Raw genomic sequence first — 24,468 nt, 5'->3', positions numbered from 1 at the left:
CGCACGGCGCGTAAGGCCCCGGATGTTGCTTCGCTCATCCGGGCTACGCAGCCGCTCAGTTCCGGAACTGCTCCAGGAACAGCCGCAGTGAATCGTGCGGCGTCTCGACGTCCAGAATAACCCAGCCGTCCGGTCCCTTGACGACGATGAAGTTCAGGGTGATGCGGCGGCCTTGATTGTCGAAGCTGGCGGCGACATAGGTCTTGTCGAACTGCCGGCGCAGGATCGAGATCGCGACCGGGCCGAGCTTCCAGCGCGGGCTCTGCACCAGGAAGTCGTAGGGCTCGCGCCGCGGGGCGGTCCAGGCTTTCGCCAGGCTCGGATCGAAGAACTGCCGTGCGGCCTCGGCCGTCCGCGGCAGCCCGCCGGAGAGCTCCGGGGCGCCCTGGCCGTAGTGGGCATAGACGTTGCGGACCAGCGATTCCGGGGTGCGGAAGCCGGCCGCGGCCGGGGCGGCGCTGCCGATCAGGACGAGGGCGGACAGCAGGGCGCGCATCGGCAGCTCGCATTTCGGACGGACAGGGCTTATCTAGCGCGAAAACGACGGATCCCGTGTGATCATCCCGTGAGAGGGCTGGAATTCTGATGCGTGAACTGTTTGACGACGTCGTCGGCCGGTCGCCGCTCGATCCGCAGGAATCGGCGCGCCAGGCGATGCGGACGCCGCTGCGCAAGCGCTTCTACAAGGAGGCCGGGACCGCCGCCGCCGAGGGCGGCTTCAACGTGACCCTTGACGGTCGGCCGATCCGCACGCCGTCGGGGCGCGTTGTCATCGTTCCCGCCGGGGAGCTGGCGGAGGCCGTGGCCGCCGAGTGGCAGGCCCAGGGCGACAGCATCGATCCCGCCACGATGCCGCTGACGCGGTTCGCCAACAGCGTCGTGCAGTCAGTGGTCGATCGCACCGACGACGTGCGCGAGGACATCGCCAAATATCTCCAGTCCGACCTGTTGTTCTACCGCGCCGGCCATCCCGAGGGGCTGGTCGCGCGCGAGGCCGAGCACTGGGACCCGGTGCTGGACTGGGCGCGCGACCGTCTGGGCGCGCATTTCATCCTGTCCGAGGGCATCATGCATGTGACCCAGCCGGGCGCCGCGGTGCAGGCGGCGCGGGGCGCGCTGCCGACCGGCCCGTGGACGGTGGCGGCGGCGCATGTCGTCACCACACTGACCGGCTCGGCGCTGCTGGCGCTGGCGCTGGTGCATGGGGTGCGCGACCCCGGCCAGGTCTGGGCGGCAGCCCATGTCGACGAGGACTGGAACGTCGCGCAATGGGGGGCCGACGAGGAGGCGATGAGCCGCCGCGCCGCCAAGCAGATCGACTACGAGGCCGCCGTCCGCATCCTCCGGGCGGTCGACGCCGTGCTCTGAGGCCGGTTAACGCCGGGTTTAGGGGCACCCGCTAGGCTCTGCGCGTAACCCGAGTACGCGCATGGTCCAGAGTGTCACCCCGTCGCCTTCCGTGAGCGCCGTCCGCGGCGTCGGCAGCTCGCCGGCCGGAACCGCGCCGCAGGCCGCGACCACGCTACAGGCCGGTGCGCTGCTCAGCGCCAGGGTGCAGCAGGTGCTCGCCGAGAACCTGGTCCAGGTCGCGATCGGAAACCTGTCGATGGAGCTCGCCAGCGAGCTGCCGCTGCAGGCCGGCCAGACCGTGCAGGTCGCAGTGTCGCAGACCGCGCAGGGGCTGCAGCTCGCCATCGTCGGCCAGGGCGGCAGCGCTGCCACTGGAACCAGTGGCACGCCGACGCCGGCGGCCACCGTCGTCGACGTCACCGGCCGGCTGGCGCCAACCTTGCCCCCGACGCCGGATCCGCTGACCGGGCTGGAGCGGCTCGCATTGTCGATCGCCAGCGAGGAGGCGGCGACCCGCCAGGGCAGCCAGGGCCAATTGTTCGCCGATCTCCAGGCCGTCGTCGACGCACCCAATCTTCCGCCGGCGTTGCGCGCGGCCGTGGCCCAGGTGCTGGCGCAGCAGACCCAGCTATCGCCGGCGCTGACCGCGGAGGATGTGCAGAGCGCGGTGCGGCATTCCGGCCTGTTTCTGGAATCCTCGCTCGCCAATGGCACCGCCGGCGCCGGCACGCCCGACCTGAAGGCGGCGCTGATCGTGCTGCGCCAGACGCTGGCGACGGTGCTGCAGACTGTCGATCCCGGCATGGCGGCCTCGACGTCGGCGTCGCCGGGAGGCTCCTATGCCTCGGTGCTGTCCGAGGCCGGCCGCGCCGCCGCCGCGCAACAACAGAGCGCTGCACCCTCGCTGGTGCCCGACATCGAGATCGAGCTGCCGCCCCAGCCCTGGGCAACGGCAATGGGGCGGCCCGACACCGTGTCTGCCGGCTTCACCGGCTCGGCGCTGATCGAGACCCTGACGGGCGCCAAGGCGCAGTCGCTCACGCCCGGCACGGTGCTGGCCGTGCTGCAGGAAGCGCAGCAGCAGATTCCGCGTGCCGCCGGCCTCGTTCCCGGACGCAACGCCAATGGCCGCGCCGAAATGGTCGTGCGCACCAACACGCCGCCGCCGCCGTTCCGCGGGGCTGCGCCGATGCCGCAGGCCGTGGCGACGGCGACGCTCGGCCCGGACACGCCGCTGCCGGCGATCGCGCACCGCCTGCTCGACGAGACCGACCAGGCGCTGTCGCGCCAGACCTTGCTGCAGGTCGCCTCGCTGCCGGATCGCCCGGACGCCTCGACCGCGCGCACCGATCCGGCGCTGCCGCGCTGGAATTTCGAGATTCCCTTCGCCACCCCGCAAGGGACCGCGATGGCACAGTTCGAGATCTCGCGTGACGGCGGCACGCAGTCGCCGGACGCGGCCAAGCGCGTCTGGCGGGCGCGCTTCTCGCTCGACGTCGAGCCGGCCGGCCCGGTGCATGCCATGATCAGCTTCAGCGCCGAGCGCACCTCCGTGCGGATGTGGGCCGAGCGTCCGGTCACCGCCGCGCGGTTGCGCGCCGGTCTCTCCGAACTCAGCCAAGCCCTCAGCCGCGCGGAGCTGTCGCCGGGCGATCTCGTGGTGCAGGACGGCGCGCCGCCGGCCGTGATGCCGCCCAAGGCCGGCCATTTCCTGGATCGCGCGCTATGAGCATCGAGGTGAAGGCCGCCAACAAGACCCAGCTCGCCGTCGCCTTGCACTATGACAAGGGCCTGGGCGCCCCGCGCGTCGTCGCCAAGGGCAAGGGCACGATCGGCGCCAAGATCATCGAGGTCGCCAAGGCGCACGACATCCCGATCGAGGAGAACGAGGTGCTCGCCGGCGCGCTCTCCAATGTCGAGCTCGGCGACGAGATCCCGGAGGAGCTCTACAAGGCCGTCGCCGAGGTGCTGGTGTTCGTGCTCAATCTGTCGCGTCCGATGCGCTAGCGCCGCATTTGTGATCTCCGTCATGCGTCGGTCGTCACCGCCGTGTGGTAGGGAGGGCGAACGACGACGGAGACTTGCGATGTCCATGATGAGCCGCCGCCATGCGCTTGCCCTGATGGCCGGCGCCAGCCTGTTGCCCGCGCGCTCGCTCGCGCATGTCGCCCCGCCGCGCAACGAGGTCCGTGGCGATCTCGTCAAGCGCTTCACCGACGAGGGCACCAAGGGCACGTTCCTGGCCTACAAGGTCGAGGACTATCTCATCATCGCCAGCGACACCGATCGCTCCGGCGAGGCGAAGCTGCCGGCCTCGACCTTCAAGGTCGCCAATTCGCTGATCGCGCTGGAGACCGGCGTCGTCGAGGATCCCGACAAGGACGTGTTCAAATGGGATGGCGTCACGAGATCGATCGAGGCCTGGAACAAGGATCACACCTTGCGCAGCGCGATCGCGGTCTCCGCCGTCCCGGTCTATCAGGAGATCGCGCGCCGGATCGGTCCTGAGCGCATGCAGAAATATCTCGAGGAGCTCGACTACGGCAATCACGATATCGGCGGCGGCATCGACCAGTTCTGGCTGACAGGCGCGCTTCGCATCGATCCCGTCGAGCAGGTCGATTTCATCGATCGCCTCAGGCGCGGCGCGCTGCCGGTGTCGAAGCGCAGCCAGGATCTGACCCGCGACATCATCCCGACCACCAAGGTCGGCGAGGCCGTGATCCATTTCAAGTCGGGGCTGCTGGGGAAGGAGCAGGGCGCGCTCGGCTGGATGGTTGGCTGGGTCGACAAGGGTGACCAGCCCACCGTGTTCGCGCTCAACATGGATTGCCCCGAGGAGCGCCATGTTGCGGACCGCATGACGCTGGCGCAGGCCTGCCTGAAGGACATCGGCGCGCTGTAGGTGATTGACAGTAGGGTGGGCAAAGGCGCGAGGCACATTCTTAGTCGTAGATGACGCCGTCGCGCGCCGTGCCCACCGTCTTGCCCGGCGCGGTGGGCACGGTGCTCGGAGCGACGCAAGCGTCGCTCCTGCGCGCCTTTGCCCACCCTACATTCTCGTCACCGCCGCGACAGCTCCAAATTGACGCCGGTGATCTCCGTGCCCGCCGGCCGGATCGACACCGTCTGCCGGCGTCCCTGCGTCGTCAGCGACAGCCCGGCCGAAAACGTCTGCCCGCGCGCCTGGGCCTCGATGCGGTTGCCGACGGCGCGGCCCTCGATGGTGCCGGACGCATTGTGGCTCGCCTCGCTCCATTGCCCCGAGATCTCGCCGCCGCGATAGGCGACGTCGCTGGAGAGATCGATGTTGTAGCTGTCGCTGGCGCAACGGATATTGAGACGGAGCTGCTCGCCGGCGCCGCCGACGTCGTAGGCCGCGCGGCAGCGCAGCCGCTCCTGGTTGCCGTCGGACATGCTCAGTACGCCGCCGCCGCTCCAGGAGCCTTCCAGCCCCCGGAACGGCGAGGCCGGCGCGGCATGGGCGGCGCCAGCCAGAACAAGGGCAGTCAGCAAAGTGGGGATCGCAAGGCGAGAGGCGCGCATCATCGGGCTCCGTTTCATCGTCGAAAAGTGAGCGACAACGCAGGAACACCCGATGCGTTCGATCTGTCACCTCAAGAATTGATCCAAATCGTTCTATTTTTGCTCACGACAGTTTGAACAGCGTGCGCAGGAAGTCCGTTACCGCCTGGCGCGCGGCCTCCGCGGTGGCGGGATTGCCGCCGACATGCGGATCGAGCTCGACGCAGGCGTCCTGATAGGTGAAGGGCTGCTGCGTCTCGGCATTGATCAGCATCCCGCCGTCGCTCTCCTTGATGCGGCAGTTGCGCACGGTCTGCGCCTTCGGCGCGACGGCGAGCATGTTGGCGCCGAGCAGGCCGAGGTCGAAGCCGTGTGGCGAGTCTGGATATTCGGTCAGCGCAACGTCGCGGCCCGCTGCCTTCAGCCGCTCGACATAGGCCTTGCAGGTCCGCACCGGATTGTAGTCGTCCGGTCCGCCGTGAAAGATCCGGATCGGCCGCGCCACCACATCAGTCTCACCGACATAGGTCGTCGAGCAGTCCGGATAGAACGGGATGTAGGCGGCAAATTGCAGCCCGGAATTGTTCCAGCGCTTGTGGAAACGCTCCAGGCTCGCATACAGCGCCGCCTGACCGCCGCGCGAAAATCCCATCAGCACGATGCGCTCGGGATCGACGCGCGGATGCTTCGCCAGCACGTCGAGCGAGCGATAGATGTCCATGATCAAATTGAGCCGGCCGAGCTGCGCCTGGTTGGTGCTGGTGGCGGTGATGCCGCGTCCGGTGAAGCCGTCGATCGCGAAGGTCGAGATCCCCATCGCATTGAAGGTGCGGCTCCAGGCCGCGATGTTGCCGCCGACGCCGCCCGATCCATGCATCAGCACCACGACCGGCAGCCGGCCGCTGCCTTGCGCGACGCGCAGCTCGCCCACGACCGTGACCGGCTTGCCATTGTCGTCGCCGGACAGGAACTGCCGGTCGGACAGCGTGAGCGAGGGGATCGGATACATCTCGATCCGGGCAGGCGTGTCCTTGGAGATGCCTTGGGCATGGGCGCGGCTGCAGAGGCTGAGACCGGCCGCGGTCAGCAGGATCGTGACGACGGTCGCTGCCGTCAGCCGCAGCGATCGTCGAGCGGCTCGAGGCAATGCGTCGGTAAGTCTGAAACGAGCGGGCGCATCAAGCGCCGACGGCGCGGCACTATTATGTCGCTCCATGACCGTCCTCCTGGCTCGCCGCTTGTTGCGGCTTGGCAACCAAGTAGAACGAGGGATCACGGAGCTGTCAAACGGCGTCACGACCTGCGAAGAGCGAGACTGGTGGACAACGCAGCGTGTGGTGCGCTGCGGGATTTGATCGCTACAGAAAGCTAGCCTGATAGCTCGTCGCCATCAACGAGACATGCGCTTCGAGGGGAGGTCGCAACTCGAAGGCTCGCGGATCTCGGGCGAAATTCCATAGTCGCACCAGGAGCCAGTCGTCGCGATACGCTTCGGCAATCGCGAGCTCATTTCGAGTGATGTGAAATGGCGTGCGTTCCCAGCCGTTCGTCGTCTTAACCTCGATGAGCCGTTCTCGACCGTCGGGTTCGAAGCTCCTGATGTCATAGCCCGCGCCGTCGCCATCGACGTCGGAAACCCATCGAATTTGGCGCGCGAGATCGGTCCGGCCTGCGGCCAGCAGAGTTGAGCGCTCATGGGCCAGAACGCGTTCTTCACCGGCGCGGCCGAGCGCGCGATTGCGCGCGTCCCGTGCCCCCACATCATATTTTCTGGCAATCACCACCATCTGTTCGAGCTCTTCAGGGGGAGGCGCGTTGCTGTGTGTTGGAGGCGGTCCGATCCACAGTGGCGGAGGCTCCCCATAGCCTGATCCTAATGAGATCGCTGCTGCCCGCGTCGTTCGTGCGAGCCATTCCGGGTTGCGGTCCAGCCAGCGAGCTACGGCAACTTCGAGTGAGGACTGAAAATTGAAGGCGGGCCTGTAGCCAGCGATCCATTCTTCGCCGAGCCCCTTGAGTACGGCACTGATATTTCGATTCTTGTACTCGATCGAACCGTGTGTTCGGCCGGTCGATGCCTGCACGGCACGGTTACGTTCGGCTTTGTTGTACGGTCTCCCCGCGACATCATCCGCGAGCATCGCGAAATAATCGGCGACAATGGCGTCGTTCTGCTCATCGGTCCAGGCGCCAGCCATAGATGCCCTTCGGCAGGATGTGAGGAGCCGCCTGCCTCACACGCAACCATAGCTTAAGGTGCCCGAGCTGGCCAGCAGGCTCAGCTTTGCTGGCGAATTCGATTATGGCGTGGAGAGGCGTCGTCATAGTTGTCCAGAAAGCGATGGACAGAGAGGAGGCCTCTGCCCGACGGGCAATCCTCGCATATCATCCATGCCCGAACTGCCCGTCGTGCCAGTTTGTCGCGGACTGATCACTTGCACCGTCGAGGCTGGGCAAGAACTCAGTGTTCACGGTAAGATTTGGGGGCATGACGAATCGGCCGTTCAAGAGCGGCGAGAGCCGCGATCAAAAGAGCCTGCTTCCGCCTCGGATTGAGGATTATGTCGGGCCGGACAATCCGGTTCGTGCGATTGACAGCTACGTCAACGCTCTCGATCTGGCCAAGCTTGGCTTCCGCCACGCCAAGCGGAGGGGATCGGGTGTCGGGCAGCCGCCGTACGATCCGGCGGACCTGCTGAAGCTTTATCTCTATGGTTATCTGAACCAGATCAGATCGTCGCGCCGGCTCGAGCGTGAAGCCGGCCGCAATCTGGAGCTGATCTGGTTGTTGAGGAACCTGAAGCCCGGCTATCGGACGATTGCGAACTTCCGCAAGGAGAACTGGGCTGCCTTGAAGGCGGCGAACCGTAGCTTCGTCCTGTTGCTGCAGGAGATCGGGTTGATCGGCGGGACCCTGGTCGCGGTCGACGGCGCGCTGTTCCACGGCAATGCCAGCAAGGACAGCATCTTCACGCGCGGGAAGCTCGCCAAACAGATCGCCAAGCTCGATGAGGAGATTGAGGCGTACGGCAAGTCTCTCGACACCAACGACGCGGCGGAAGCCAAGCAGCCCGACGACGGCAAGGATGGCAACAAGGATGGCGGCGATGTCGGGGACAAGATCAAGGAGCTGATGGCCAGGCGTGAACGCGCACAGTCCGATCTGGAGAACCTGGACAAGGGCGACAAGGGACAGGTGTCGAAGACCGATTCCGATGCGCGACTGCTGAGCAAGGGCGACCAGACGATCGCAGGCTACAATGTCCAGAGCGTCGTCGACGACAAGCATAAGCTGATCATCGCCAGCGAGGTCGTCAATCGCAGCGATACAGGACACCTTCATATGATGGCGAAGGCGGCCAAGGAGGGCCTCCAGGTCGAGGCGCTGCAGATACTGGCAGATGTTGGCTATTACAACAGCGAGGATATCAAGGCTTGCGAGGATGACGGCGTCACCGCCTATGTCCCGCTGCATCACGGCAATGGCAAGAAGCACGGTCGCTTCACGCGAGGTGACTTCACCTACAATTCCGCGACCGACACCTACCAGTGTCCCGCAGACCAAGCGCTGCATCCAACAAAGAAGCTCTGGAAGAATACGAGCGGCAGGATGGAACGCCGCTACCTGGCCTCCGTGGCGACTTGCGGCATCTGCCCCCTCAAGGCGTCTTGTCTCTCTGCGAAGGAAAAAAGCCGCCGCGTCTCTCGATGGGAGCACGAAGAGGTGCTGGATCGTCACCGCCAGAGGATGGCGAGCGAACAGGCCGGCCAATTGATGCGCCGCCGCTCGGCCATCGTCGAGCACCCGTTCGGCACGCTCAAGTGCCGCGCCGGCTATCAGCACTTCCTTGTCCGCGGCTTCGACAAGGTTCGCGGGGAATGGAGCCTCATGGCGCTCTGCTACAATCTCACCCGCGCCCTCAACATTCTCGGCTTCGACGACTTCCTCGCCCGCATCGCCGAATGGGCTCTTGCAGCTCTACATGCCACTTCCGGCGAAGCGAGGGGCGCATGGGAGGCGGTTTCGCTTGCCCTGATCCGATTCTGGACCATGATGCAGTCATGGCTCGAAATTGCACCGCGCCGAGCCCTCTCACCCCCCTAATTCGGATTCTTGCCCAGCCTCGTCGGGCAAATCACCTCCACATTTCCGCGCATCCCGGCCCGCCAAGAGGGACGTTTCGCGATCGTCACGAACGTCGGGCCGGGGATGCGGTGGGCGTGTCGGTCTGCAGCCTGGTCTCACGATCGGGCCGACGAACGGAGCGATGCGACGGCGAAATCGTGTGGTCCTGGCCTCCCGGTGCTGAGGCCAAGTCGGTGGGGATGATCCGCTGGCGACGGGGGCAATCAAGCCGGTCCCCGGGGAGATCACGTATAACCCGTTCAAACCATCGCGCAGGGAGGGCCGGGAAGTCCCAGCCGAACCTGTGGTTCCTGCCCCGTGCATTTTCTCTGCACGGGGGCCATGGGGGCGGCAGGCTCCCGGCCTTCCTTGCGCCTCTTCTTCCACGGAAGGGGACGAACTCAAGCAAAGCCCGGGCGCACTCCGCCGCGGGGATCGCGACGTCATGCCTCGAAGCGGCGACTTCAAGCGAAATCTCTCCGGGTGCGATCACGCCAAGCACGGTGCGCCCCAGTCATGACCTCGACCCTACGCGGCAGGACGACCGGCTGCTGTCAGCGAGCAGATCGCCACACGACGCGGCGGCGGCCTTGCCGCGCGCGCGTCGCCTCAGGCGTCGGCCAGCCCCGGCTTGCCGGCCAGGGTGACGAAGGATTTCGCGGTCGACACGGTGCCGTCAGCGACGCTGATGCGGTCGACGACGCGGTAGTCGGCCTGCCAGCGGGCCGGCGTCACGACATGCCTGATATAGCCGCGCTGGTTGCTGAAGAACTTCAGATGCGGATTGTTGGCGAACAATGTCGGCTCGTTGTCGTAGCGCGCAAAGCCGTCGCCGTCCGACGAGATCGAGGTCGCCAGGAATTCGACGCCGACGCAGGGCGAGGCCGGATCGCGCCAATCCTGCTTCAGCTCGAGCGCGACGCCCTTGTGCAGGTCGCCGGTCAGCACGACGGTGTTGGTGATGCCGGCCTCGCGCAGCATCTGCATGACGCGGTCGCGCGCGGCGCTGGCGCCGTCCCATTTGTCGAGGCTGCACAGCGGCACGTCCGACGACGGCAGCCACGGAAACGAGCGCCAGTCGAGCGGGGCGAACATCACCTGCTGTGCCAGCACCTGCCAGGTTGCGCGGCTGCCGCGCAGACCCTCGGCGAACCACCGCTCCTGCTGCGCGCCCATCATGGTGCGGCTCGGCTCGTCGGCCTCGGGGCAGGCCTTGATGCCGTCGCCGCAGGGCTGCTTCGAGCGGTATTGCCTGGTGTCGAGCACGGCGATGTCGGCGAGCCTGCCAAAGGCGAGGCGGCGAAAAGCGAGGATGTCGGGTCCGCGCGGCAATTGCGCGCGGCGCACCGGCATGTGCTCGTACCAGGCCTGGAAGGCGGCGGCACGCCGGAACAGGAACGCCTCCGGCGGCGTGTCGCGCTTGTCGCGATCGCCGGCCCAATTGTCCATCACCTCGTGATCGTCGAAGCTCGGCAGGAACGGGCAGGCGGCGTGCGCGGCCTGCAGGTCGGGATCGGTCTTGTAGAGCGCATAGCGCTGCCGGTACTCCGGCAGCGTGTAGCAGGTGGCGAAATGCTTCGGCATGGTGCGCGGCAGCGCCACGCCCTTGGACTCGGCGGCGTACGCATTCTCGTAGATGTAGTCGCCATAGTGGAAGACGAAGTCGAGATGGTCCTGCGCGATCGCACGCCACGCCGTGTAGAAGCCGCGGTCCCATTCCTGGCAGCCGGCGGAAGCGAACCGCATCTGCGCGACGTCGGCGCCGGCGGCGGGAAAGGTCCTCGCACGCCCGATCGGGCTCTCCGCCTCCGGCAGGCGGAAGCGATAGAAATAGTCGCGGGCCGGAGCGAGGCCCTCGATCTCGACATGGACGGAGTGCGCCAGCTCGATGCGGGCGATCGCAATGCCGGATTGCACGATGGTCGTCATCGCCGGATCGGTCGCGACCTCCCAGCTCACCTCGCGCGGCAGCGCGATCATGCCGCCACGCGGCTGCAGCGGCTCGGGCGCGAGCCGGGTCCAGATCACGAAGCCGTCGGGGCTGGGATCGCCGGAGGCGACGCCGAGCGTGAACGGGTTGGATTTCAGCGGCGGAGCCTGGGCGAGCGCCGTGCGCGCCAGCGGCGCGCCGAACGTCACCAGCCCGGCCTGCAGTGCGCCGCGCAGCAGGCTGCGCCGGTCCAGGCCGGCCATGTCTCGGAATCGGATCATGCCGGCATCCTACCCGTCGCGGCAGGTCCCTGCATCCGGCGTTCAGCCTCGCGGCGCGGCAGGCCCGATCCGGCCAAGATGGGTGAAGCCGAAGCCGTCGGTGTATTTCAGGCCGTAGCCGACCAGCCGGTCGACGCCGATATGGGCGAGCCAGATGGTGGCGAGCTGGGTCGCCAGCGGCACGCCGAGCGCCAGTCCGACCGCGAGCAGGGCGGTCGGCAGCAGCGTGGCATGCGCGGCGTTGTACACGGCCGCTCCGATCCGGGAGCCGCCGAGATAGCCGGCAAAGCTGAGGTCGGGCCCCAGGAAGAGGGCCGCAAACAGCCACCACGAGTCCCCTCGATGGGCGTAGAAGGCGATTGCCGCGGCCACCAGCACCAGCCCTTCGAGCCGCAACAGCAGGCGGACGCCGCCCCGCACGGCGCCCCGGGCTGCGTCGTCAGCCGGATCGGCAAGGCTTGGTCGAGCGGCCATATCCATGATTCTGCTTCCAATTCCGAACTGTGGGAGGAGGGGCGGCCCGTCCGAAAGCCGCTTTTCGCCTCCGAAATAGCCGTGTTAGAAGGCCGCCAACACTCACGAGATCGGGAATGGGCGGGACGCGCATGAAGGACATCCTGGACACCTTGGAGACGCGGCGCGCCGGCGCGCGGCTCGGCGGCGGCGAGAAGCGCATCGAGGCGCAGCATGCCCGCGGCAAGCTGACGGCCCGCGAGCGGATCGAGCTGCTGCTCGACAAGGGCAGCTTCGAGGAGTTCGACATGTTCGTCGAGCACCGCTCGACCGAGTTCGGGATGGAGAAGACCAAGGTCCCGGGCGACGGCGTCGTCACCGGCTGGGGCACTGTCAACGGCCGCAAGACCTTCGTGTTCGCCAAGGACTTCACCGTGTTCGGCGGCTCGCTGTCCGAGACCCACGCGCTGAAGATCACCAAGCTGCAGGACATGGCGATGAAGGCGCGCGCGCCCATCATCGGCCTCTATGACGCCGGCGGCGCCCGCATCCAGGAGGGCGTCGCGGCGCTCGCGGGCTATTCCTATGTGTTCCGCCGCAACGTGCTGGCCTCCGGCGTGATCCCGCAGATCTCCGTCATCATGGGCCCGTGCGCCGGCGGCGACGTCTATTCGCCGGCCATGACCGACTTCATCTTCATGGTGAAGAACACGAGCTACATGTTCGTGACCGGCCCAGATGTCGTGAAGACCGTCACCAACGAGGTCGTGACCGCGGAAGAGCTCGGCGGCGCCTCGGTGCACGCGACGCGCTCCTCGATCGCCGACGGCGCGTTCGACAACGACGTCGAGACCTTGCTGCAGATGCGCCGGCTGATTGACTTCCTGCCCTCGAACAACACCGACGGCGTGCCGGAATGGCCGAGCTTCGACGACATCGAGCGCGTCGACATGTCGCTCGACACGCTGATCCCGGACAATCCGAACAAGCCCTACGACATGAAGGAGCTGATCCTGAAGGTCGTCGACGAGGGAGACTTCTTCGAGATCGCGGAAGGCTTCGCCAAGAACATCGTCACCGGCTTCGGTCGCATTGCGGGGCGCACCGTCGGCTTCGTCGCCAACCAGCCGATGGTGCTGGCGGGCGTGCTCGACAGCGATGCCTCGCGCAAGGCGGCGCGCTTCGTCCGCTTCTGCGACGCCTTCAACATCCCGATCGTCACCTTCGTCGACGTGCCGGGCTTCCTGCCGGGCACCGCGCAGGAATATGGCGGCCTGATCAAACACGGCGCCAAGCTGTTGTTCGCGTATTCGCAGTGCACGGTGCCGCTGGTCACGATCATCACCCGCAAGGCCTATGGCGGCGCCTTCGACGTCATGGCCTCCAAGGAGATCGGCGCCGATATGAACTACGCCTGGCCGACGGCGCAGATCGCGGTCATGGGCGCCAAGGGCGCGGTCGAGATCATCTTCCGCGCCGACATGGCGGACCCGGAGAAGATCGCCGCGCGCACCAAGGAATACGAGGACCGCTTCCTGTCGCCATTCATCGCCGCCGAGCGCGGCTACATCGACGACGTCATCATGCCGCACTCCACCCGCCGCCGCATCGCCCGTGCGCTGGCGATGCTCCGCGACAAGAAGATGGAGATGCCGGCGAAGAAGCACGACAATCTGCCGCTCTGAGGGGGAGTGACGAAGTGGGAGGGCAGTGCACCGGCGTGTCGCCTTCGTATTTGACGAAGTCCGGCGACCGCAGCGCGCTGCCGCCGGAGCGGCGCGGCAATCTGCGCCGTTTCCGCCCACTGGCGTTAAGCTTACGGCTTAACTAACCTTTAACGATGGGTTTGCGGGAACTGGGCCGCTGGCCTAGCATTTATCGATCGCTGGTGGGTCAGAAGAGTAGGGTCACGTATCATGGCTGTCGGAACATCGGCATATCGGAATTCCAGAGTTCTGGTCGTCTGCGCGGCAGCCGCCGCGCTGATGTTCTCCTCCGAGGCCGCGTCGGCCCAGTCCGGCGCCGCGGTGGCTGCGCCCGTTGCCGCCGGTCAGGCGGGGCCGAGCCAGGTCGTCCCGCCGGCGCTTGGCGCGCGGCCCTTCGTCCGTCACCACCGCGGCTATCGTTCCTATCTGCCGGCCGCCGGCGCTTTCGCCTATGGCGGCCCTGGCGAGCCCGTGCCGCAGCAGATCCCCGAGCACACATCGGCCGACGTGCGCTACACTTATACGTATGACGTCCCGTGGGACTGGGTTCACCGCTATCCGCCGAATGTCGTGCCGTCCGATCGCCCCTATGTGTCGAGCTGTCCGATGCAGACCGTGACGGTACCGGGCCGCCGCGGCGGCGATCACTCCGTCACGATCACGCGCTGCTACTGACGTTTTGAGCCAGCTCAATGCGATCCGTGTGAACAGGCGCTAGATTTTATTGAATACCGACCGGCTTCGCTCGCGCGAGGTCGCGAGGTGACGAGGCCCGGACTCCTAGGCACTCCGGGCCTCGTTGATTTTGATAGTCTCCCGTCATCGCGCGGCGATGATCGAGACGACGGCAAGGTCGCGTTTTTGATCGTGCTCCGTGACGACACCAACACGGACCGGAGGCAACTCGACGCCGTCAGCCATCTTCGTCGTACGTGACGCGGACGCGTGAGAGCTTCGTGCTGGCGCAGGCGGTCGAGGAGTGATCGGCCGGCGGCGCGCACCAAGATCGGCGAAGGTGGCAGAGCCATGGTGGTGTCGCGGGCATGCGCCAGTTCAGCTCACGTTCAGGTGATCGGCCGAATACTCACTTCATGCTCTGGCTCGTGGATCATGGAGGCGTGCGATGGAACGACGGAATTTCCTCAAGCTGGCATTCGGGCTCGGCTGCGCGGCGGCGGCCGGCGCCGTGCTCCGCACCACCGATGCGGTCGCTGCGCCGCTCTCGCCGTTGCCGCTGAACGAAGCGGCGCCTTCAGCAAGGGATCAGCACGTCGAGCGCGCGGTCGGTTCGCAGGATGAGGCCGATCGGCTCGCGCCGGAGCAGGTTCGCTGGGGGCATCACGGTCATCATCACGGACACCATGGTCACGGCCATCATTGGGGCTGGCGCCGGCGGCATTGGGGTTGGCGGCGCCGTCATTGGGGCTGGCATCACCATCATCGGCACTGGCGCCGCCGTTGGCACCGTCGTCACCACTGGTGATGTCGGCACGGCTGCCTCACGACAAGCGCTGCTTCCGTCGCGAGTGGGTTCTTCGGCGCGTTCTGCTCGCCGTCATTGAACAGAGGCAGCAGGCTGACCGGGTACGGGGTAGGGGAAGCCTTCGAGATTGATGCCGTAGGGCTCGCGCGGCGTTGTCCTCTGCGATGCGGTGCTCGCTTTCGCGGCGATTGTCGCGCCCGGCGAAACGGGACATGGAGATTCCAGGAAAGACGGGGATGAGATGGTCGTTCCGTGCCCCGCGTTGGTTTGGGCCGCAAGGCAGGAAGGCGCTGCGATAAAGAGCGCGTGATCGTCAGTCTTCGGCCGGACCGAACAGCGCCGCGAAATGCTTTTCGCCGGCGCGGCTGAAATTCACCACGCGGCTGCCTGGGGTGGCATCGCGCGCCGCCCATTTCAGCTCGGTGAAGCGCTTCATCAACGCTGCGCCAAGCGTGCCCGCGAGATGATGCCGCCGCGCGCTCCAATCGAGACAGGCCTTGCAGACGGGCCGGCGGGGATGCGCCAGCATTTCCGGCGAGATCCGCAGATGCTGCGCCAGGAAATGTTCGCCGTCCTCGGTCAGGACGATCTCCTGCTTGCGCCGGCGCACCAGCTTCTGCCGCGTCATGCTGTCGAGCATCTGCACGCCGAGATCGCCGGCGAGGTGGTCGTAGCAGATGCGCGCGCGCCGCAGCTCCGGCTCCTTTGGTCCGGTGCGCACCCGCATGTGGCCGGCGCGCGCGGCGAGGCCGGCGAGCTTCTCCAGCACGTCGGCGACGTCGGGATCGGCGAGCCGGTAGTAGCGGTGACGGCCCTGCTTCTCCGGCTCGATCAGGCCGCCGCCTTCGAGCTTGGCAAGATGCGAGCTCGCCGTCTGCGGCGTCACGCCGGCCTCCTGGGCGAGCTCGGTCGCGGTCAGCGCACGGCCCGAGAGCAGCGCAGTCAGCATGTTGGCGCGGGCGGGATCGCCGACCAGCGCCGCCACCATCGCAATGTCCGGACCTGATTTCATACTTCGATGCTAGACGAAGCATTCTCGTCGGGCAAGCGGATAGTGTCGATGATACAGAACTCACCGGAGGTTGTCATGACCATCACCGTCTTCATCCGCTATCGCATCGATCCGTTCAAGCGCGACGTGTTCGAAGCCTACGCCAAGCGCTGGCTGTCGATCATTCCTCGCTGTGGCGGCGACCTGATCGGCTATTTCATGCCTCACGAAGGCACCAACGACATCGCCTACGGCCTGATTTCATTCGACAGTCTCGCGGCTTACGAGCGCTATCGCGCGACCTTGCGCGGCGATGCCGAGGGCCGGGCGAACTTCGCGCTGGCCGAGGAGCACAAGCTCATTCTGGGCGAAGAGCGAACATTCTTGCGCAATGTCGTGGCGGCGCAATGATCGCGGCTCTATGCTGCCACACAACGCGACGATGCATGGGAGGATGACATGACGGTGACCAACACGGCGGACAAGCGCGCGGCCTTTCGCAAGTTGCACGAGGCCGGCTGCTTCGTGCTGCCGAACCCGTTCGACGTCGGCACGGCGAAGATGCTGCAGCATCTCGGCTTCAACGCGATCGCCTCCACCAGCGCCGGCTTCGCGTGGTCGATTGGCAAGGCGGACACCAAGGTCGAACTGGATGAGGTGCTCGCCCATTTGAAATCGCTCAGCGCCGCCGTCGACATTCCCGTGAATGCCGATTTCGAGGGCGGCTTCGCCGATGCGCCGGTGGGTGTGGCGGCCAACGTCACGCGCGCGGTCGCGACCGGCGTCGCCGGTCTGTCGATCGAGGATTCCACGGGCGACAAGGATGATCCGCTCTATGAGCGCGCGCTCGCCATCGCGCGTATCCGCGCGGCCCGGCAGGCCATCGATGCGACCGGCGCCGACGTGCTGTTGACCGGCCGCTGCGAGGCGTTTCTCTGGGGCAAGCCCGACCTCAAGCTCGTGACCGACCGCCTCACAGCCTATGCCGAAGCGGGCGCGGATTGTCTCTACGCGCCCGGGATCAAGACGATCGAGGAGATCACTGCGGTCGTGAAAGCCGTGGCGCCCAAGCCGGTCAACCTTCTGATCGGCGCTTCCGGCCTGTCGTTGGGGCAAGCCACTGAGCTCGGCGTGCGCCGCATCAGCGTCGGCGGTTCGCTGGCCCGGATGGCCTGGGCCGGCTTCATCCGGGCGGCCAAGGAGATGGCCGAGCAGGGCACCTTCACCGAACTGGCCAACGGCTATCCCGGCGGCGAGCTGAACAGGATCTTCGGTTGAGATCAGGCTGCGCGCCCGGCCTCCCGCAGATCCCGATCTCATCCGCCTGTAGAAAAGCCGCGGACTCTGCCGCGGCTTTTCAGTCTGAGTTCGCGGAAATCGCTTAGTAGCGATCCGTCCCGATGCCGACGCTCACGCCCGGAGCGCGGAAGCCGATGCCGCCGCGGTCTTCATAGCTGCGCCGCTCGATGTAGCGCTCGCGCGGAGCGTACGCGTAGGAATCGCGATCTTCGCCTTGAATGATGACGCGGCGTTCACTGCGCTCGCGCCAACAGCGGCCTTCCTCGTTACAGACCATCCGGACGTTCTGGATGTCGCGTTGCGGGACCGCCGAGGCTGCGGGAGAGATCGGTGCCGCCGAAGCGGCGGTCACGGCCAGCGTGCTTGCCGCGGCTGCGATAGCTATGGAGAGAGCTTTCATTACGTATCTCCTGGGTGAGAGTGTCAATGAGCCAATCGGTTCGCGCTGCTATGGTTCCACGGCGGCCCTCGCACATTTCGCGTAATTTGTTGGAGGACTCGCCAAAAAAGCGGCGGCGGATGATTGCTCACCCGCCGCCCAGGAGTGAGACCGCTAATTGCCGTCCGCGAGACTACTTGACGGCGTTGGGCTTGTCGCTCGGGGCCGCCGGCGGCGGTGTGGTGCGATCTCCCGCGGCGCCGGTCGTCACGCCGGTCGAGGTGTTATCTTTGGTGGTCGATGCCGATTGCGAAGCCGGTGTGGTGCTCGCCTGGTCGTTGCGCATCGACATGTTGTTCAGGCCGTAGAACACCGCGCCGAGCAGGATCGCGATGCCCAGGGCATAGGCCGCGATGCGGCCCGTCGAGCTGGGGGCGTTCGTCGGCTCGAGATCGGGCTGCAGCCGGTTGTCCACTGGCGGCGTGCGCTCATAATCTGTTCCCGTCATTCCAGCCCCAGTGATGTCGGGACGTGTGGACATGTCGGGACGGTTCATGCCGTCGGGATAACGTTCGTTGGGAAGCCGTTCGTTGGCCATCTCATCCTCCTGGTGATTGTCACCTGACAACCAGGGCGGCTCCGGGCCGTTCCGCGAAACCTGCGCGAATCCCAATTTGTATCGTTGCACGGCGCGCTAAGGTTCCTCGCGAGCATTGCGATTCTCGTTCTATTGGAACTTCTGGAGCTCACCTCATGTGGAACCTGCCGCCCGGTGACAGCGTGTTGCATCTGTTGACCTGGGTGGCGCTGGCGGCGCAGGCGATGACGGCCGCGCTGGCGGCGGGACGCCGCAGCATGGACTGGATGGGCGTCTGCTTGTTGGGGGCGATCACCGCGCTCGGCGGCGGCACCTTGCGCGACGTGCTGCTCGGCCACTATCCGCTTGCCTGGGTCGAGCGGCCGTCCTTGCTGCTGCTGACCGTGCTGGCGCCGTTCGTGACGATCGCGATGGCGCGCCTGGTTCACAGGCTGACCATGGCCTTCCTCGTTCTCGATGCGGTCGGCCTCGTCGTGTTCACGATGACGGGCTGCGACATCGCCTGGCAGATGAACGTGCCGATCGGCATCGTCATCGTCGCTGGGATGATCACGGGCTGCGCCGGCGGCGTGCTGCGCGACATCCTGTGCAATGACGTGCCATTGCTGTTTCGCGCCGAACTCTACGCCAGCGTGTCCCTCGTCACGGGCCTGGTCTATGCGACCGGCTTGTCGCTCGGCATCGCCAGCGGATGGTGGACGGCGCTGACCTTCGCGCTCGGACTGTCGTTCCGGCTGCTCGCGATCCGCTACAAATGGAACATGCCGCGCTTCGTATTTGCGGGCGACGATCGGGGATGAACGGCGGCGGTCTTGTCGCATCGCACAATTCGTTTGGTGCCGGAATCGCGCCGGCCACAACGCTTCAGTAACCGTCCGCCGAGCCGCCAAAGCCATGGCACGCATCATCCCATTTCGCGGGGGCGGGGGTTTTCGACACAAACCGCAAAAGCCGCGACCGGCTCCCGCCACGAAATTGCGATTTCGGTTGGCTGCCCTGCGCAAACGAGATTTGTGATGCGCATTCTTCAAAAGCAGACATAAATGATTGGCAGAACGCGCGCTTCCGCCGGCCGGCGGCAGCTGCGCACCCCGACAAGGCACGGCAAGAGGGCGGAATGGGACTCAACGAGAGCGAGATCAATCTCGACCAGAAATACACCGCAAGCTCCGGCCACATCTTCCTGACCGGCATCCAGGCGCTGGTGCGGCTGCCGATGGCCCAGATCCGGCGCGACCGCGCCGCCGGCCTCAATACCGCCGGCTTCATCTCCGGCTATCGCGGCTCGCCGCTCGGCGGCTACGACCAGCAGCTGTTCTCCGCCCGCAAGCATCTCGAGCAGTACAACATCAAGTTCCAGCCCGGCGTGAACGAGGACCTCGCGGCGACCGCGATCTGGGGTTCGCAGCAGCTCGCACTGTCGCCCGGCGGCAGGTATGACGGCGTCGTCGGCATCTGGTACGGCAAGGGCCCCGGCGTCGACCGCTGCGGCGACGTGTTTCGCCACGGCAATGCGGCCGGCTCCGCCAAGAACGGCGGCGTGCTCTGTCTCGCCGGCGACGACCACGGCGCCAAATCCTCGACCGTGCCGCATCAGTCCGACCATGCCTTCATCTCGGCGCTGATGCCCTATCTCTACCCGTCCTCGATCCACGAGATGATCGAGATGGGCCTGCTCGGCATTGCGATGTCGCGCTATTCCGGCTGCTGGGTCGGCATGAAGGTGATCACCGAGACGGTGGAGACCACCGCCGAGATCAACCTCAACGACGAGATGACGCCGTTCGTCATTCCCCCCGATTTCGAGATGCCGCCGGGTGGTCTCAATCTGCGCTGGCCCGACGACCGCTTCGACCAGGACCGTCGGCTGCAGGACTACAAGGGCTTTGCCGCGATCGCCTTTGCCCGCGCCAACAAGGTCAACCGCATCACGATGGACTCACCGAATGCCCGCTACGGCATCATGGCGTCCGGCAAGAGCTACGAGGACATCCGCCAGGCGCTGCGCGAGCTCGGCATCACCGAGGAGGTCGCCGCCAAGATCGGCCTGCGGCTCTACAAGATCGGCATGCCCTGGCCGCTGGAGCCGGAAGGCGTGCGGCAGTTCGCGGTCGGCCTCGAGGAGATCTTCATCATCGAGGAGCGCCGCGAGATCGTCGAGAACCAGGTCAAGCAGGAGCTGTTCAACTGGCGCGACGACGTCCGCCCGCGCATCGTCGGCAAGATGGACGAGCACGACAAGCGCTTCCTGCCGTTTGCCACCGAGCTTTCCGTCGCCTCGCTCGCGAGCTCATTGACGGAGCGTCTTCTCCGCCTCGACCTCAATCCCGAGATCAAGGCGATGCTGCGCGCCAAGGCCGACTGGTTCAACGGCCGCGACGCCTCGCAGATGCAGCTGATCTCGCCGGTGGCGCGCACGCCGTATTTCTGCTCGGGCTGCCCGCACAACACCTCGACCAAGGTGCCCGAGGGCAGCCGCGCGCTCGCCGGCATCGGCTGCCACTTCATGTCGCTGTGGATGAACCGCAACACCGAGACCTTCACCCATATGGGCGGCGAGGGCGTGCCTTGGGTCGGCATCGCGCCGTTCACCGACGAGAAGCACATCTTCGCCAATCTCGGCGACGGTACCTATTTCCACTCTGGCAGCCTCGCGATCCGCCAGTCGATCGCCTCCAAGGCCAACATCACCTACAAGATCCTCTACAACGACGCGGTTGCGATGACCGGCGGACAGCGCCATGACGGCGATTTGTCGCCGCAGCAGATCACCTTCCAGCTCCATGCCGAGGGCATCCGCGAGATCTATCTGGTCTCGGAAAATCCCGACGCCTATCCGGCCGACAGCATCGCGCCCGGCGTCAAGCTGGCGCATCGCGACGAGCTCGAGAACGTCATGAAGACGCTCCGCGAGACCAAGGGCGCCTCGGCCATCGTGTTCGTGCAGACCTGCGCCGCCGAGAAGCGCCGCCGCCGCAAGCGCGGCACGATGGAGGATCCGCAGCGCCGCGTGTTCATCAATCCGGCCGTCTGCGAAGGCTGCGGCGACTGCTCGGTGCAGTCGAACTGCATCTCGGTCGAGCCGCTGGAGACCGAGCTCGGGCGCAAGCGCGTCATCAACCAGTCCTCCTGCAACAAGGACTATTCCTGCGTGAAGGGCTTCTGCCCGTCCTTCGTCACGATCGACGGCGGCAAGCCGCGCAGCCGCGCCCCAGCCGAACTCGGCGACATCGGCGTGATGCCGGAGCCCCTGACCAAGCCGTCGCTGGAGCGGCCCTACAACGTCGCGGTCGGCGGCGTCGGCGGCACCGGCGTGCTGACGATCGGTGCGCTGCTCGGCATGGCCGCCCATATCGAGGGCAAGGCCTCGATGATCCTCGACATGTCGGGCCTCGCGCAGAAGGGCGGCGCGGTGCTCAGCCACGTGCGCCTGTCGGAGAACACCGCCGACGTGACCTGCTCGCGCATCGTCACGGGCACCGCCGATCTCGTCATCGCCGCCGACGAGGTGGTGGCGGGCGCGAAGGAGACGATCACGCTGTGCGACAGCGCGCGCACTCATGGCGTCATCAACAGCCATCTGATCCCGACCGCCGATTTCGTCCTCAACCGCGACTTCAACTTCCAGAACCGCAAGGTGACGGGCCTGCTGGAAACGGCGCTGCACAAGGACTCGAGCTTCCTCGATTTCACCAAGCCGGCCGAGGCGCTGCTTGGCGACAGCATCGCCACCAACATGATGATGATGGGGTATGCCTATCAGAAGGGCCTGCTGCCGCTGTCGGCGGAGGCGATCGAGAAGGCGATCGCGATCAACGGCGTCGCGGTCAAGATGAACACCGAGGCGTTCCGGCTCGGCCGCCTCGCGGTGGTCAACCCGGAGCGGCTCGCCGACATGATGACCGGCAAGGACGAGACGGTGCCGCCGAAGTCGCTTGAGGCGATGACGCTCGACGAGATCATCGCCCATCGCATGGCCTTGCTCACCGGCTATCAGAATGCGCGGCTCGCCAAGCGGTACCGCAAGCTGGTCGATCAGGTGCGAGAGGCCGCCGACAAGGGCGGGTACGGCGAGGCGCTACCGCGCGCAGTGGCGATCAACTATGCCAAGCTGCTCGCCTACAAGGATGAGTACGAGGTGGCGCGGTTGTTCTCCGACGGCAGCTTCGAAAAGCAGCTCCATGACGCGTTCGAGGGCGACTACAAGATCAGTTTCAACCTGGCGCCGCCCATCCTCAATTCCGGCCTCGATCCGCAAGGGAGGCCGAAGAAGCGCAGCTTCGGGCCGGGCATGATGAAGATGTTCCGCCTGTTGGCGAAGCTGAAGGGCCTGCGCGGCACGCCGCTCGATATCTTCGGCTATGCCGCCGAGCGCAAGATGGAGCGCGACCTGATCGCCGGTTACGAGAAGGACGTCGCCACCGCGCTGAATCTGCTGTCGCCCGCCAATGTCGAGATTGCCGTCGAGCTGCTGTCGCTGCCCGATCGCATCCGCGGCTATGGTCCCGTGAAGGAGAAGGCGGTGAACGACGCGAAAGCGCGCTACGCCCAGCTCGCCGCCGACCTTGCCAATCCGCCGCCCGCGCCGCGACAGATGGCGGCGGAGTAGGGCGCCACACGCAAGGTGCCGTAGGGTGGGCCAAGCGCCGCCAACGGCGGCGCGTGCCCACCCTTTCGCTGACTGATGAACGATCTGTCGCGGTCTGTTGCCTAGGGGAGATACATGCAGATGCGCACGGCGCTAGACGCTGATCCGGATATGCTCGATGGAAAAGAGCGCAAGTTCGTCGCGGAAATCCGTGAGCATGGCTGGTTCGCGATTCATGTCGGCGCAGATGAGGGACGGCCGGGCTTTACGTACACGACCGGCTTCTGTCTGAAATTCGGTCACCCTGAGCTGATCGTGTTCTCGCTGCCACTTCAGATTGCCCTCGACACCTTCTGGCATTTGGACCGCGAGCTTGAAGTCGGACGACGTATTCCTGTCGGCGTTCTCTCATCCGATATATTCACCAACGCTCCGGCCATGCTGCTCCCGGTCTCGCAGCGGCACTACGCCGATCATCTCGGCTGGAGCCGCTGGTTCTACGGCGGTAACGGTTTCGAATGTCTGCAATTGGTATATCCCGATCGCGACGGACACTTTCCATGGTCGTCGGACGCGCCGGTCGACATCCGGGCAGCCCAGCCCGATCTCACGGAAGGCAATTGGTCCGGCCTCTGCGCACGCTAGTCCGGCGGCCATCGCAAAGGCACGCAAGCGCCGTGCCCACCGTCATGCGATCGGTGCCAGCTTCCGCCTCCGCCGTGTCAATTCGCCATCCGCTCGCGGCTCATGCGCAGCGTCACGACCAGGCCTTCGTCGGACCAGTCGAAGGCGATGGTGCCGCCGAGCTGGGCGTTCACGCTGCGATGGATCAGCTTGCTGCCGAAGCCTTCGCTGGTGTCGGCCGACTTCGGCGGCCCGCCGCGCTCGGTCCACGTGATCGCGACCTCGTCGTCATGCGCGCTGCATGACACGTCCAGCGTGCCGCTCGAAACCGACAGCGAGCCGTATTTCGCCGAGTTGGTCGCGAGCTCGTGGATCACCAGCGCCAATGTCGTGCTCGAGCGTTCTCCGACATTCATCTTGGGCACCGACACACGGATGCGGACGCTGGCGCCTTTCTCGTCATAGGGGGCAAGCAGCACCGAGACGAGATCGCCGAGCAGGGCTGCTTGGTTCGTCCCGCCCGGCCGCGGACGTATCAGATCCTGGGCACGGCCCAGCGCGATCAGCCGGCTGGCGAGCTCGTGGGCCATGTCCTCCTTTGTCGCCGCCGTGCGCGACGTCATCTGCGTCAGCGCGGTGGCGATCGTCAGCAGGTTCTTGACCCGATGGCTCATCTCGCCCGCCAGCAGCTCGTTGGCTTCTTCGGCCTGCTTGCGCTGGGTCACGTCGAGGAAGATGCCGAACATCAGCCGCTCGGCGATGTCGGCATCGTCACCTTGGCCGCGGGCGGAAATCCAGCGGATTTCGCCATCCGCGAGAATGCGAAAATCGATCTCATAAGCGCCGACGATCGCCCGCGTCGCTGAAAACGCCGATCTCACCCGTTCGAGATCGGCGGGGTGAATGTTCTGGGAGAGCACCTCGAACGTGATCCTGCTCTTGCTCTTGGGCACCTCCCACAGCTCATAGGCGCGCTCGTCCATCGTGATCGCATCGGTGTCGACGTTCCACGACCACAAGGCCACGCCGGCAGCTTTGGTAGCGGCCCGCAGATGCTTTTCGTGCCAGATCGGCATGCACGCGTCCTCGGCCGGCATGAGTTCGATTCCCCCTTTCGTCGCTGCTCCGCAAGCTA

The 24,468-nt window shown here is 66.0% G+C and carries 23 protein-coding genes and 1 pseudogene; 13 read left to right on the top strand and 11 right to left on the bottom strand.

The features are described from left to right. Positions 1–55: 55 nt before the first annotated feature. Positions 56–496, bottom strand: coding sequence for a hypothetical protein (locus tag QX124_RS25870; protein WP_315776614.1), 441 nt, complete (start codon positions 494–496; stop codon positions 56–58). An 89-nt stretch (positions 497–585) separates the two neighbouring features. Here QX124_RS25870 and QX124_RS25865 point away from each other — a divergent pair, with 89 nt between their 5' ends. The 4 genes from QX124_RS25865 to blaOXA all read left to right on the top strand — a co-directional run bounded on the left by QX124_RS25865 (position 586) and on the right by blaOXA (position 4,255). Continuing rightward, positions 586–1,368 carry an ATP12 family chaperone protein gene (locus tag QX124_RS25865; protein WP_315780838.1) on the top strand — a complete coding sequence of 261 codons (783 nt, stop codon included), beginning with the start codon at positions 586–588 and terminating at the stop codon, positions 1,366–1,368. Positions 1,369–1,429: 61 nt separating this feature from the next. Further along, positions 1,430–3,079: a flagellar hook-length control protein FliK gene (locus QX124_RS25860; RefSeq protein WP_315780840.1), complete on the top strand. Its 1,650-nt coding sequence runs from the start codon at positions 1,430–1,432 to the stop codon at positions 3,077–3,079. Continuing rightward, positions 3,076–3,357 carry an EscU/YscU/HrcU family type III secretion system export apparatus switch protein gene (locus QX124_RS25855; RefSeq protein WP_315780842.1) on the top strand — a complete coding sequence of 94 codons (282 nt, stop codon included), beginning with the start codon at positions 3,076–3,078 and terminating at the stop codon, positions 3,355–3,357. The genes QX124_RS25860 and QX124_RS25855 overlap by 4 nt, the downstream gene beginning before the upstream one ends. Before the next feature lie 79 nt (positions 3,358–3,436). Then, positions 3,437–4,255 carry an OXA-1091 family oxacillin-hydrolyzing class D beta-lactamase gene (gene blaOXA, locus QX124_RS25850; RefSeq protein WP_315737622.1) on the top strand — a complete coding sequence of 273 codons (819 nt, stop codon included), beginning with the start codon at positions 3,437–3,439 and terminating at the stop codon, positions 4,253–4,255. Between the two features lie 158 nt (positions 4,256–4,413). Here blaOXA and QX124_RS25845 read toward each other — a convergent pair whose 3' ends face one another. From QX124_RS25845 to QX124_RS25835, 3 genes are all read right to left on the bottom strand, one after another. Further along, a complete protein-coding gene (locus QX124_RS25845; protein ID WP_315780844.1) occupies positions 4,414–4,899 on the bottom strand; it encodes a hypothetical protein in 486 nt (161 codons plus the stop codon). Positions 4,900–4,999: 100 nt separating this feature from the next. After that, positions 5,000–6,022: a dienelactone hydrolase family protein gene (locus QX124_RS25840; protein ID WP_409997752.1), complete on the bottom strand. Its 1,023-nt coding sequence runs from the start codon at positions 6,020–6,022 to the stop codon at positions 5,000–5,002. A 211-nt stretch (positions 6,023–6,233) separates the two neighbouring features. Further along, positions 6,234–7,073: a DUF3883 domain-containing protein gene (locus QX124_RS25835; protein WP_315771166.1), complete on the bottom strand. Its 840-nt coding sequence runs from the start codon at positions 7,071–7,073 to the stop codon at positions 6,234–6,236. 290 nt (positions 7,074–7,363) lie between these two features. Here QX124_RS25835 and QX124_RS25830 point away from each other — a divergent pair, with 290 nt between their 5' ends. Then, positions 7,364–8,980, top strand: a complete 1,617-nt coding sequence (locus QX124_RS25830; protein ID WP_315739830.1) for an IS1182 family transposase — start codon at positions 7,364–7,366, stop codon at positions 8,978–8,980. A gap of 630 nt (positions 8,981–9,610) precedes the next feature. Here the strand turns inward: QX124_RS25830 and QX124_RS25825 are convergent. Together QX124_RS25825 and QX124_RS25820 are read right to left on the bottom strand one after the other, a co-directional pair. Beyond that, positions 9,611–11,212 carry an alkaline phosphatase D family protein gene (locus QX124_RS25825; protein WP_315780848.1) on the bottom strand — a complete coding sequence of 534 codons (1,602 nt, stop codon included), beginning with the start codon at positions 11,210–11,212 and terminating at the stop codon, positions 9,611–9,613. Between the two features lie 42 nt (positions 11,213–11,254). Further along, the gene (locus QX124_RS25820) at positions 11,255–11,692 is read right to left on the bottom strand and encodes a DUF4260 domain-containing protein (protein WP_315780850.1); all 438 of its coding nucleotides are present in this window, start codon (positions 11,690–11,692) and stop codon (positions 11,255–11,257) included. Positions 11,693–11,817: 125 nt separating this feature from the next. Between QX124_RS25820 and QX124_RS25815 the strand changes: the two genes are divergently transcribed. The 3 genes from QX124_RS25815 (at position 11,818) to QX124_RS25805 (ending at position 14,854) form a co-directional block, all read left to right on the top strand. Next, positions 11,818–13,350: an acyl-CoA carboxylase subunit beta gene (locus QX124_RS25815; RefSeq protein ID WP_315776609.1), complete on the top strand. Its 1,533-nt coding sequence runs from the start codon at positions 11,818–11,820 to the stop codon at positions 13,348–13,350. 231 nt (positions 13,351–13,581) lie between these two features. Further along, positions 13,582–14,046: a hypothetical protein gene (locus tag QX124_RS25810; protein WP_315780852.1), complete on the top strand. Its 465-nt coding sequence runs from the start codon at positions 13,582–13,584 to the stop codon at positions 14,044–14,046. A gap of 448 nt (positions 14,047–14,494) precedes the next feature. After that, positions 14,495–14,854, top strand: coding sequence for a twin-arginine translocation signal domain-containing protein (locus tag QX124_RS25805; RefSeq protein ID WP_315780855.1), 360 nt, complete (start codon positions 14,495–14,497; stop codon positions 14,852–14,854). A 62-nt stretch (positions 14,855–14,916) separates the two neighbouring features. On the opposite strand, the pseudogene QX124_RS25800 reads toward QX124_RS25805, so the two are convergent. Together QX124_RS25800 and QX124_RS25795 are read right to left on the bottom strand one after the other, a co-directional pair. Further along, positions 14,917–15,043, bottom strand: a pseudogene (locus QX124_RS25800) (alpha/beta hydrolase); the annotation flags it as partial. Between the two features lie 124 nt (positions 15,044–15,167). Further along, positions 15,168–15,866 carry a winged helix-turn-helix domain-containing protein gene (locus tag QX124_RS25795; protein WP_315737631.1) on the bottom strand — a complete coding sequence of 233 codons (699 nt, stop codon included), beginning with the start codon at positions 15,864–15,866 and terminating at the stop codon, positions 15,168–15,170. Positions 15,867–15,941: 75 nt separating this feature from the next. On the opposite strand from QX124_RS25795, the gene QX124_RS25790 reads away from it, so the two are divergent. Both QX124_RS25790 and QX124_RS25785 read left to right on the top strand, forming a co-directional pair. Next, the gene (locus QX124_RS25790) at positions 15,942–16,256 is read left to right on the top strand and encodes an NIPSNAP family protein (protein WP_315798653.1); all 315 of its coding nucleotides are present in this window, start codon (positions 15,942–15,944) and stop codon (positions 16,254–16,256) included. 48 nt (positions 16,257–16,304) lie between these two features. Next, positions 16,305–17,123: an isocitrate lyase/phosphoenolpyruvate mutase family protein gene (locus QX124_RS25785; protein ID WP_315798652.1), complete on the top strand. Its 819-nt coding sequence runs from the start codon at positions 16,305–16,307 to the stop codon at positions 17,121–17,123. Positions 17,124–17,226: 103 nt separating this feature from the next. On the opposite strand, the gene QX124_RS25780 is transcribed toward QX124_RS25785, so the two are convergent. Together QX124_RS25780 and QX124_RS25775 are read right to left on the bottom strand one after the other, a co-directional pair. Continuing rightward, positions 17,227–17,544 carry a hypothetical protein gene (locus tag QX124_RS25780; protein ID WP_315798651.1) on the bottom strand — a complete coding sequence of 106 codons (318 nt, stop codon included), beginning with the start codon at positions 17,542–17,544 and terminating at the stop codon, positions 17,227–17,229. A 172-nt stretch (positions 17,545–17,716) separates the two neighbouring features. Then, positions 17,717–18,121 carry a hypothetical protein gene (locus QX124_RS25775; protein WP_315798650.1) on the bottom strand — a complete coding sequence of 135 codons (405 nt, stop codon included), beginning with the start codon at positions 18,119–18,121 and terminating at the stop codon, positions 17,717–17,719. Between the two features lie 155 nt (positions 18,122–18,276). Between QX124_RS25775 and QX124_RS25770 the strand changes: the two genes are divergently transcribed. The 3 genes from QX124_RS25770 to QX124_RS25760 all read left to right on the top strand — a co-directional run bounded on the left by QX124_RS25770 (position 18,277) and on the right by QX124_RS25760 (position 23,354). Beyond that, positions 18,277–18,921 carry a trimeric intracellular cation channel family protein gene (locus QX124_RS25770; protein ID WP_315737635.1) on the top strand — a complete coding sequence of 215 codons (645 nt, stop codon included), beginning with the start codon at positions 18,277–18,279 and terminating at the stop codon, positions 18,919–18,921. A 317-nt stretch (positions 18,922–19,238) separates the two neighbouring features. Further along, a complete protein-coding gene (locus QX124_RS25765; protein WP_315798649.1) occupies positions 19,239–22,730 on the top strand; it encodes an indolepyruvate ferredoxin oxidoreductase family protein in 3,492 nt (1,163 codons plus the stop codon). A 114-nt stretch (positions 22,731–22,844) separates the two neighbouring features. Further along, complete coding sequence (locus QX124_RS25760; RefSeq protein WP_315798648.1) at positions 22,845–23,354, top strand: DUF4262 domain-containing protein; 510 nt, start codon at positions 22,845–22,847, stop codon at positions 23,352–23,354. 77 nt (positions 23,355–23,431) lie between these two features. Here the strand turns inward: QX124_RS25760 and QX124_RS25755 are convergent, their stop codons facing one another. Next, entirely contained in the window at positions 23,432–24,409 is a 978-nt protein-coding gene (locus QX124_RS25755; protein ID WP_315798647.1) for a sensor histidine kinase, read from the bottom strand. Between the last annotated feature and the right edge of the window lie 59 nt (positions 24,410–24,468).

It is taken from the genome of Bradyrhizobium sp. SZCCHNRI3043, assembly GCF_032377735.1.
In the GTDB taxonomy this organism is placed as follows: domain Bacteria; phylum Pseudomonadota; class Alphaproteobacteria; order Rhizobiales; family Xanthobacteraceae; genus Bradyrhizobium.
Note: the sequence above shows the minus strand (reverse complement) of the source record. Positions and strands in the feature narration are given on the sequence as shown.

Excerpts from the sequence above, each read along its gene's own strand:
- QX124_RS25795 (WP_315737631.1), bottom strand. The coding sequence starts at position 15,866 with ATGAAATCAGGTCCGGACATTGCGATGGTGGCGGCGCTGGTCGGCGAT.
- blaOXA (WP_315737622.1), top strand. The coding sequence starts at position 3,437 with ATGTCCATGATGAGCCGCCGCCATGCGCTTGCCCTGATGGCCGGCGCC.
- QX124_RS25790 (WP_315798653.1), top strand. The coding sequence starts at position 15,942 with ATGACCATCACCGTCTTCATCCGCTATCGCATCGATCCGTTCAAGCGC.
- QX124_RS25770 (WP_315737635.1), top strand. The coding sequence starts at position 18,277 with ATGTGGAACCTGCCGCCCGGTGACAGCGTGTTGCATCTGTTGACCTGG.
- QX124_RS25825 (WP_315780848.1), bottom strand. The coding sequence starts at position 11,212 with ATGATCCGATTCCGAGACATGGCCGGCCTGGACCGGCGCAGCCTGCTG.
- QX124_RS25780 (WP_315798651.1), bottom strand. The coding sequence starts at position 17,544 with ATGAAAGCTCTCTCCATAGCTATCGCAGCCGCGGCAAGCACGCTGGCC.
- QX124_RS25865 (WP_315780838.1), top strand. The coding sequence starts at position 586 with ATGCGTGAACTGTTTGACGACGTCGTCGGCCGGTCGCCGCTCGATCCG.
- QX124_RS25785 (WP_315798652.1), top strand. The coding sequence starts at position 16,305 with ATGACGGTGACCAACACGGCGGACAAGCGCGCGGCCTTTCGCAAGTTG.
- QX124_RS25820 (WP_315780850.1), bottom strand. The coding sequence starts at position 11,692 with ATGGATATGGCCGCTCGACCAAGCCTTGCCGATCCGGCTGACGACGCA.
- QX124_RS25755 (WP_315798647.1), bottom strand. The coding sequence starts at position 24,409 with ATGCCGATCTGGCACGAAAAGCATCTGCGGGCCGCTACCAAAGCTGCC.
- QX124_RS25805 (WP_315780855.1), top strand. The coding sequence starts at position 14,495 with ATGGAACGACGGAATTTCCTCAAGCTGGCATTCGGGCTCGGCTGCGCG.
- QX124_RS25760 (WP_315798648.1), top strand. The coding sequence starts at position 22,845 with ATGCAGATGCGCACGGCGCTAGACGCTGATCCGGATATGCTCGATGGA.
- QX124_RS25860 (WP_315780840.1), top strand. The coding sequence starts at position 1,430 with ATGGTCCAGAGTGTCACCCCGTCGCCTTCCGTGAGCGCCGTCCGCGGC.
- QX124_RS25815 (WP_315776609.1), top strand. The coding sequence starts at position 11,818 with ATGAAGGACATCCTGGACACCTTGGAGACGCGGCGCGCCGGCGCGCGG.
- QX124_RS25810 (WP_315780852.1), top strand. The coding sequence starts at position 13,582 with ATGGCTGTCGGAACATCGGCATATCGGAATTCCAGAGTTCTGGTCGTC.
- QX124_RS25765 (WP_315798649.1), top strand. The coding sequence starts at position 19,239 with ATGGGACTCAACGAGAGCGAGATCAATCTCGACCAGAAATACACCGCA.
- QX124_RS25855 (WP_315780842.1), top strand. The coding sequence starts at position 3,076 with ATGAGCATCGAGGTGAAGGCCGCCAACAAGACCCAGCTCGCCGTCGCC.
- QX124_RS25775 (WP_315798650.1), bottom strand. The coding sequence starts at position 18,121 with ATGGCCAACGAACGGCTTCCCAACGAACGTTATCCCGACGGCATGAAC.
- QX124_RS25835 (WP_315771166.1), bottom strand. The coding sequence starts at position 7,073 with ATGGCTGGCGCCTGGACCGATGAGCAGAACGACGCCATTGTCGCCGAT.
- QX124_RS25830 (WP_315739830.1), top strand. The coding sequence starts at position 7,364 with ATGACGAATCGGCCGTTCAAGAGCGGCGAGAGCCGCGATCAAAAGAGC.
- QX124_RS25845 (WP_315780844.1), bottom strand. The coding sequence starts at position 4,899 with ATGATGCGCGCCTCTCGCCTTGCGATCCCCACTTTGCTGACTGCCCTT.
- QX124_RS25870 (WP_315776614.1), bottom strand. The coding sequence starts at position 496 with ATGCGCGCCCTGCTGTCCGCCCTCGTCCTGATCGGCAGCGCCGCCCCG.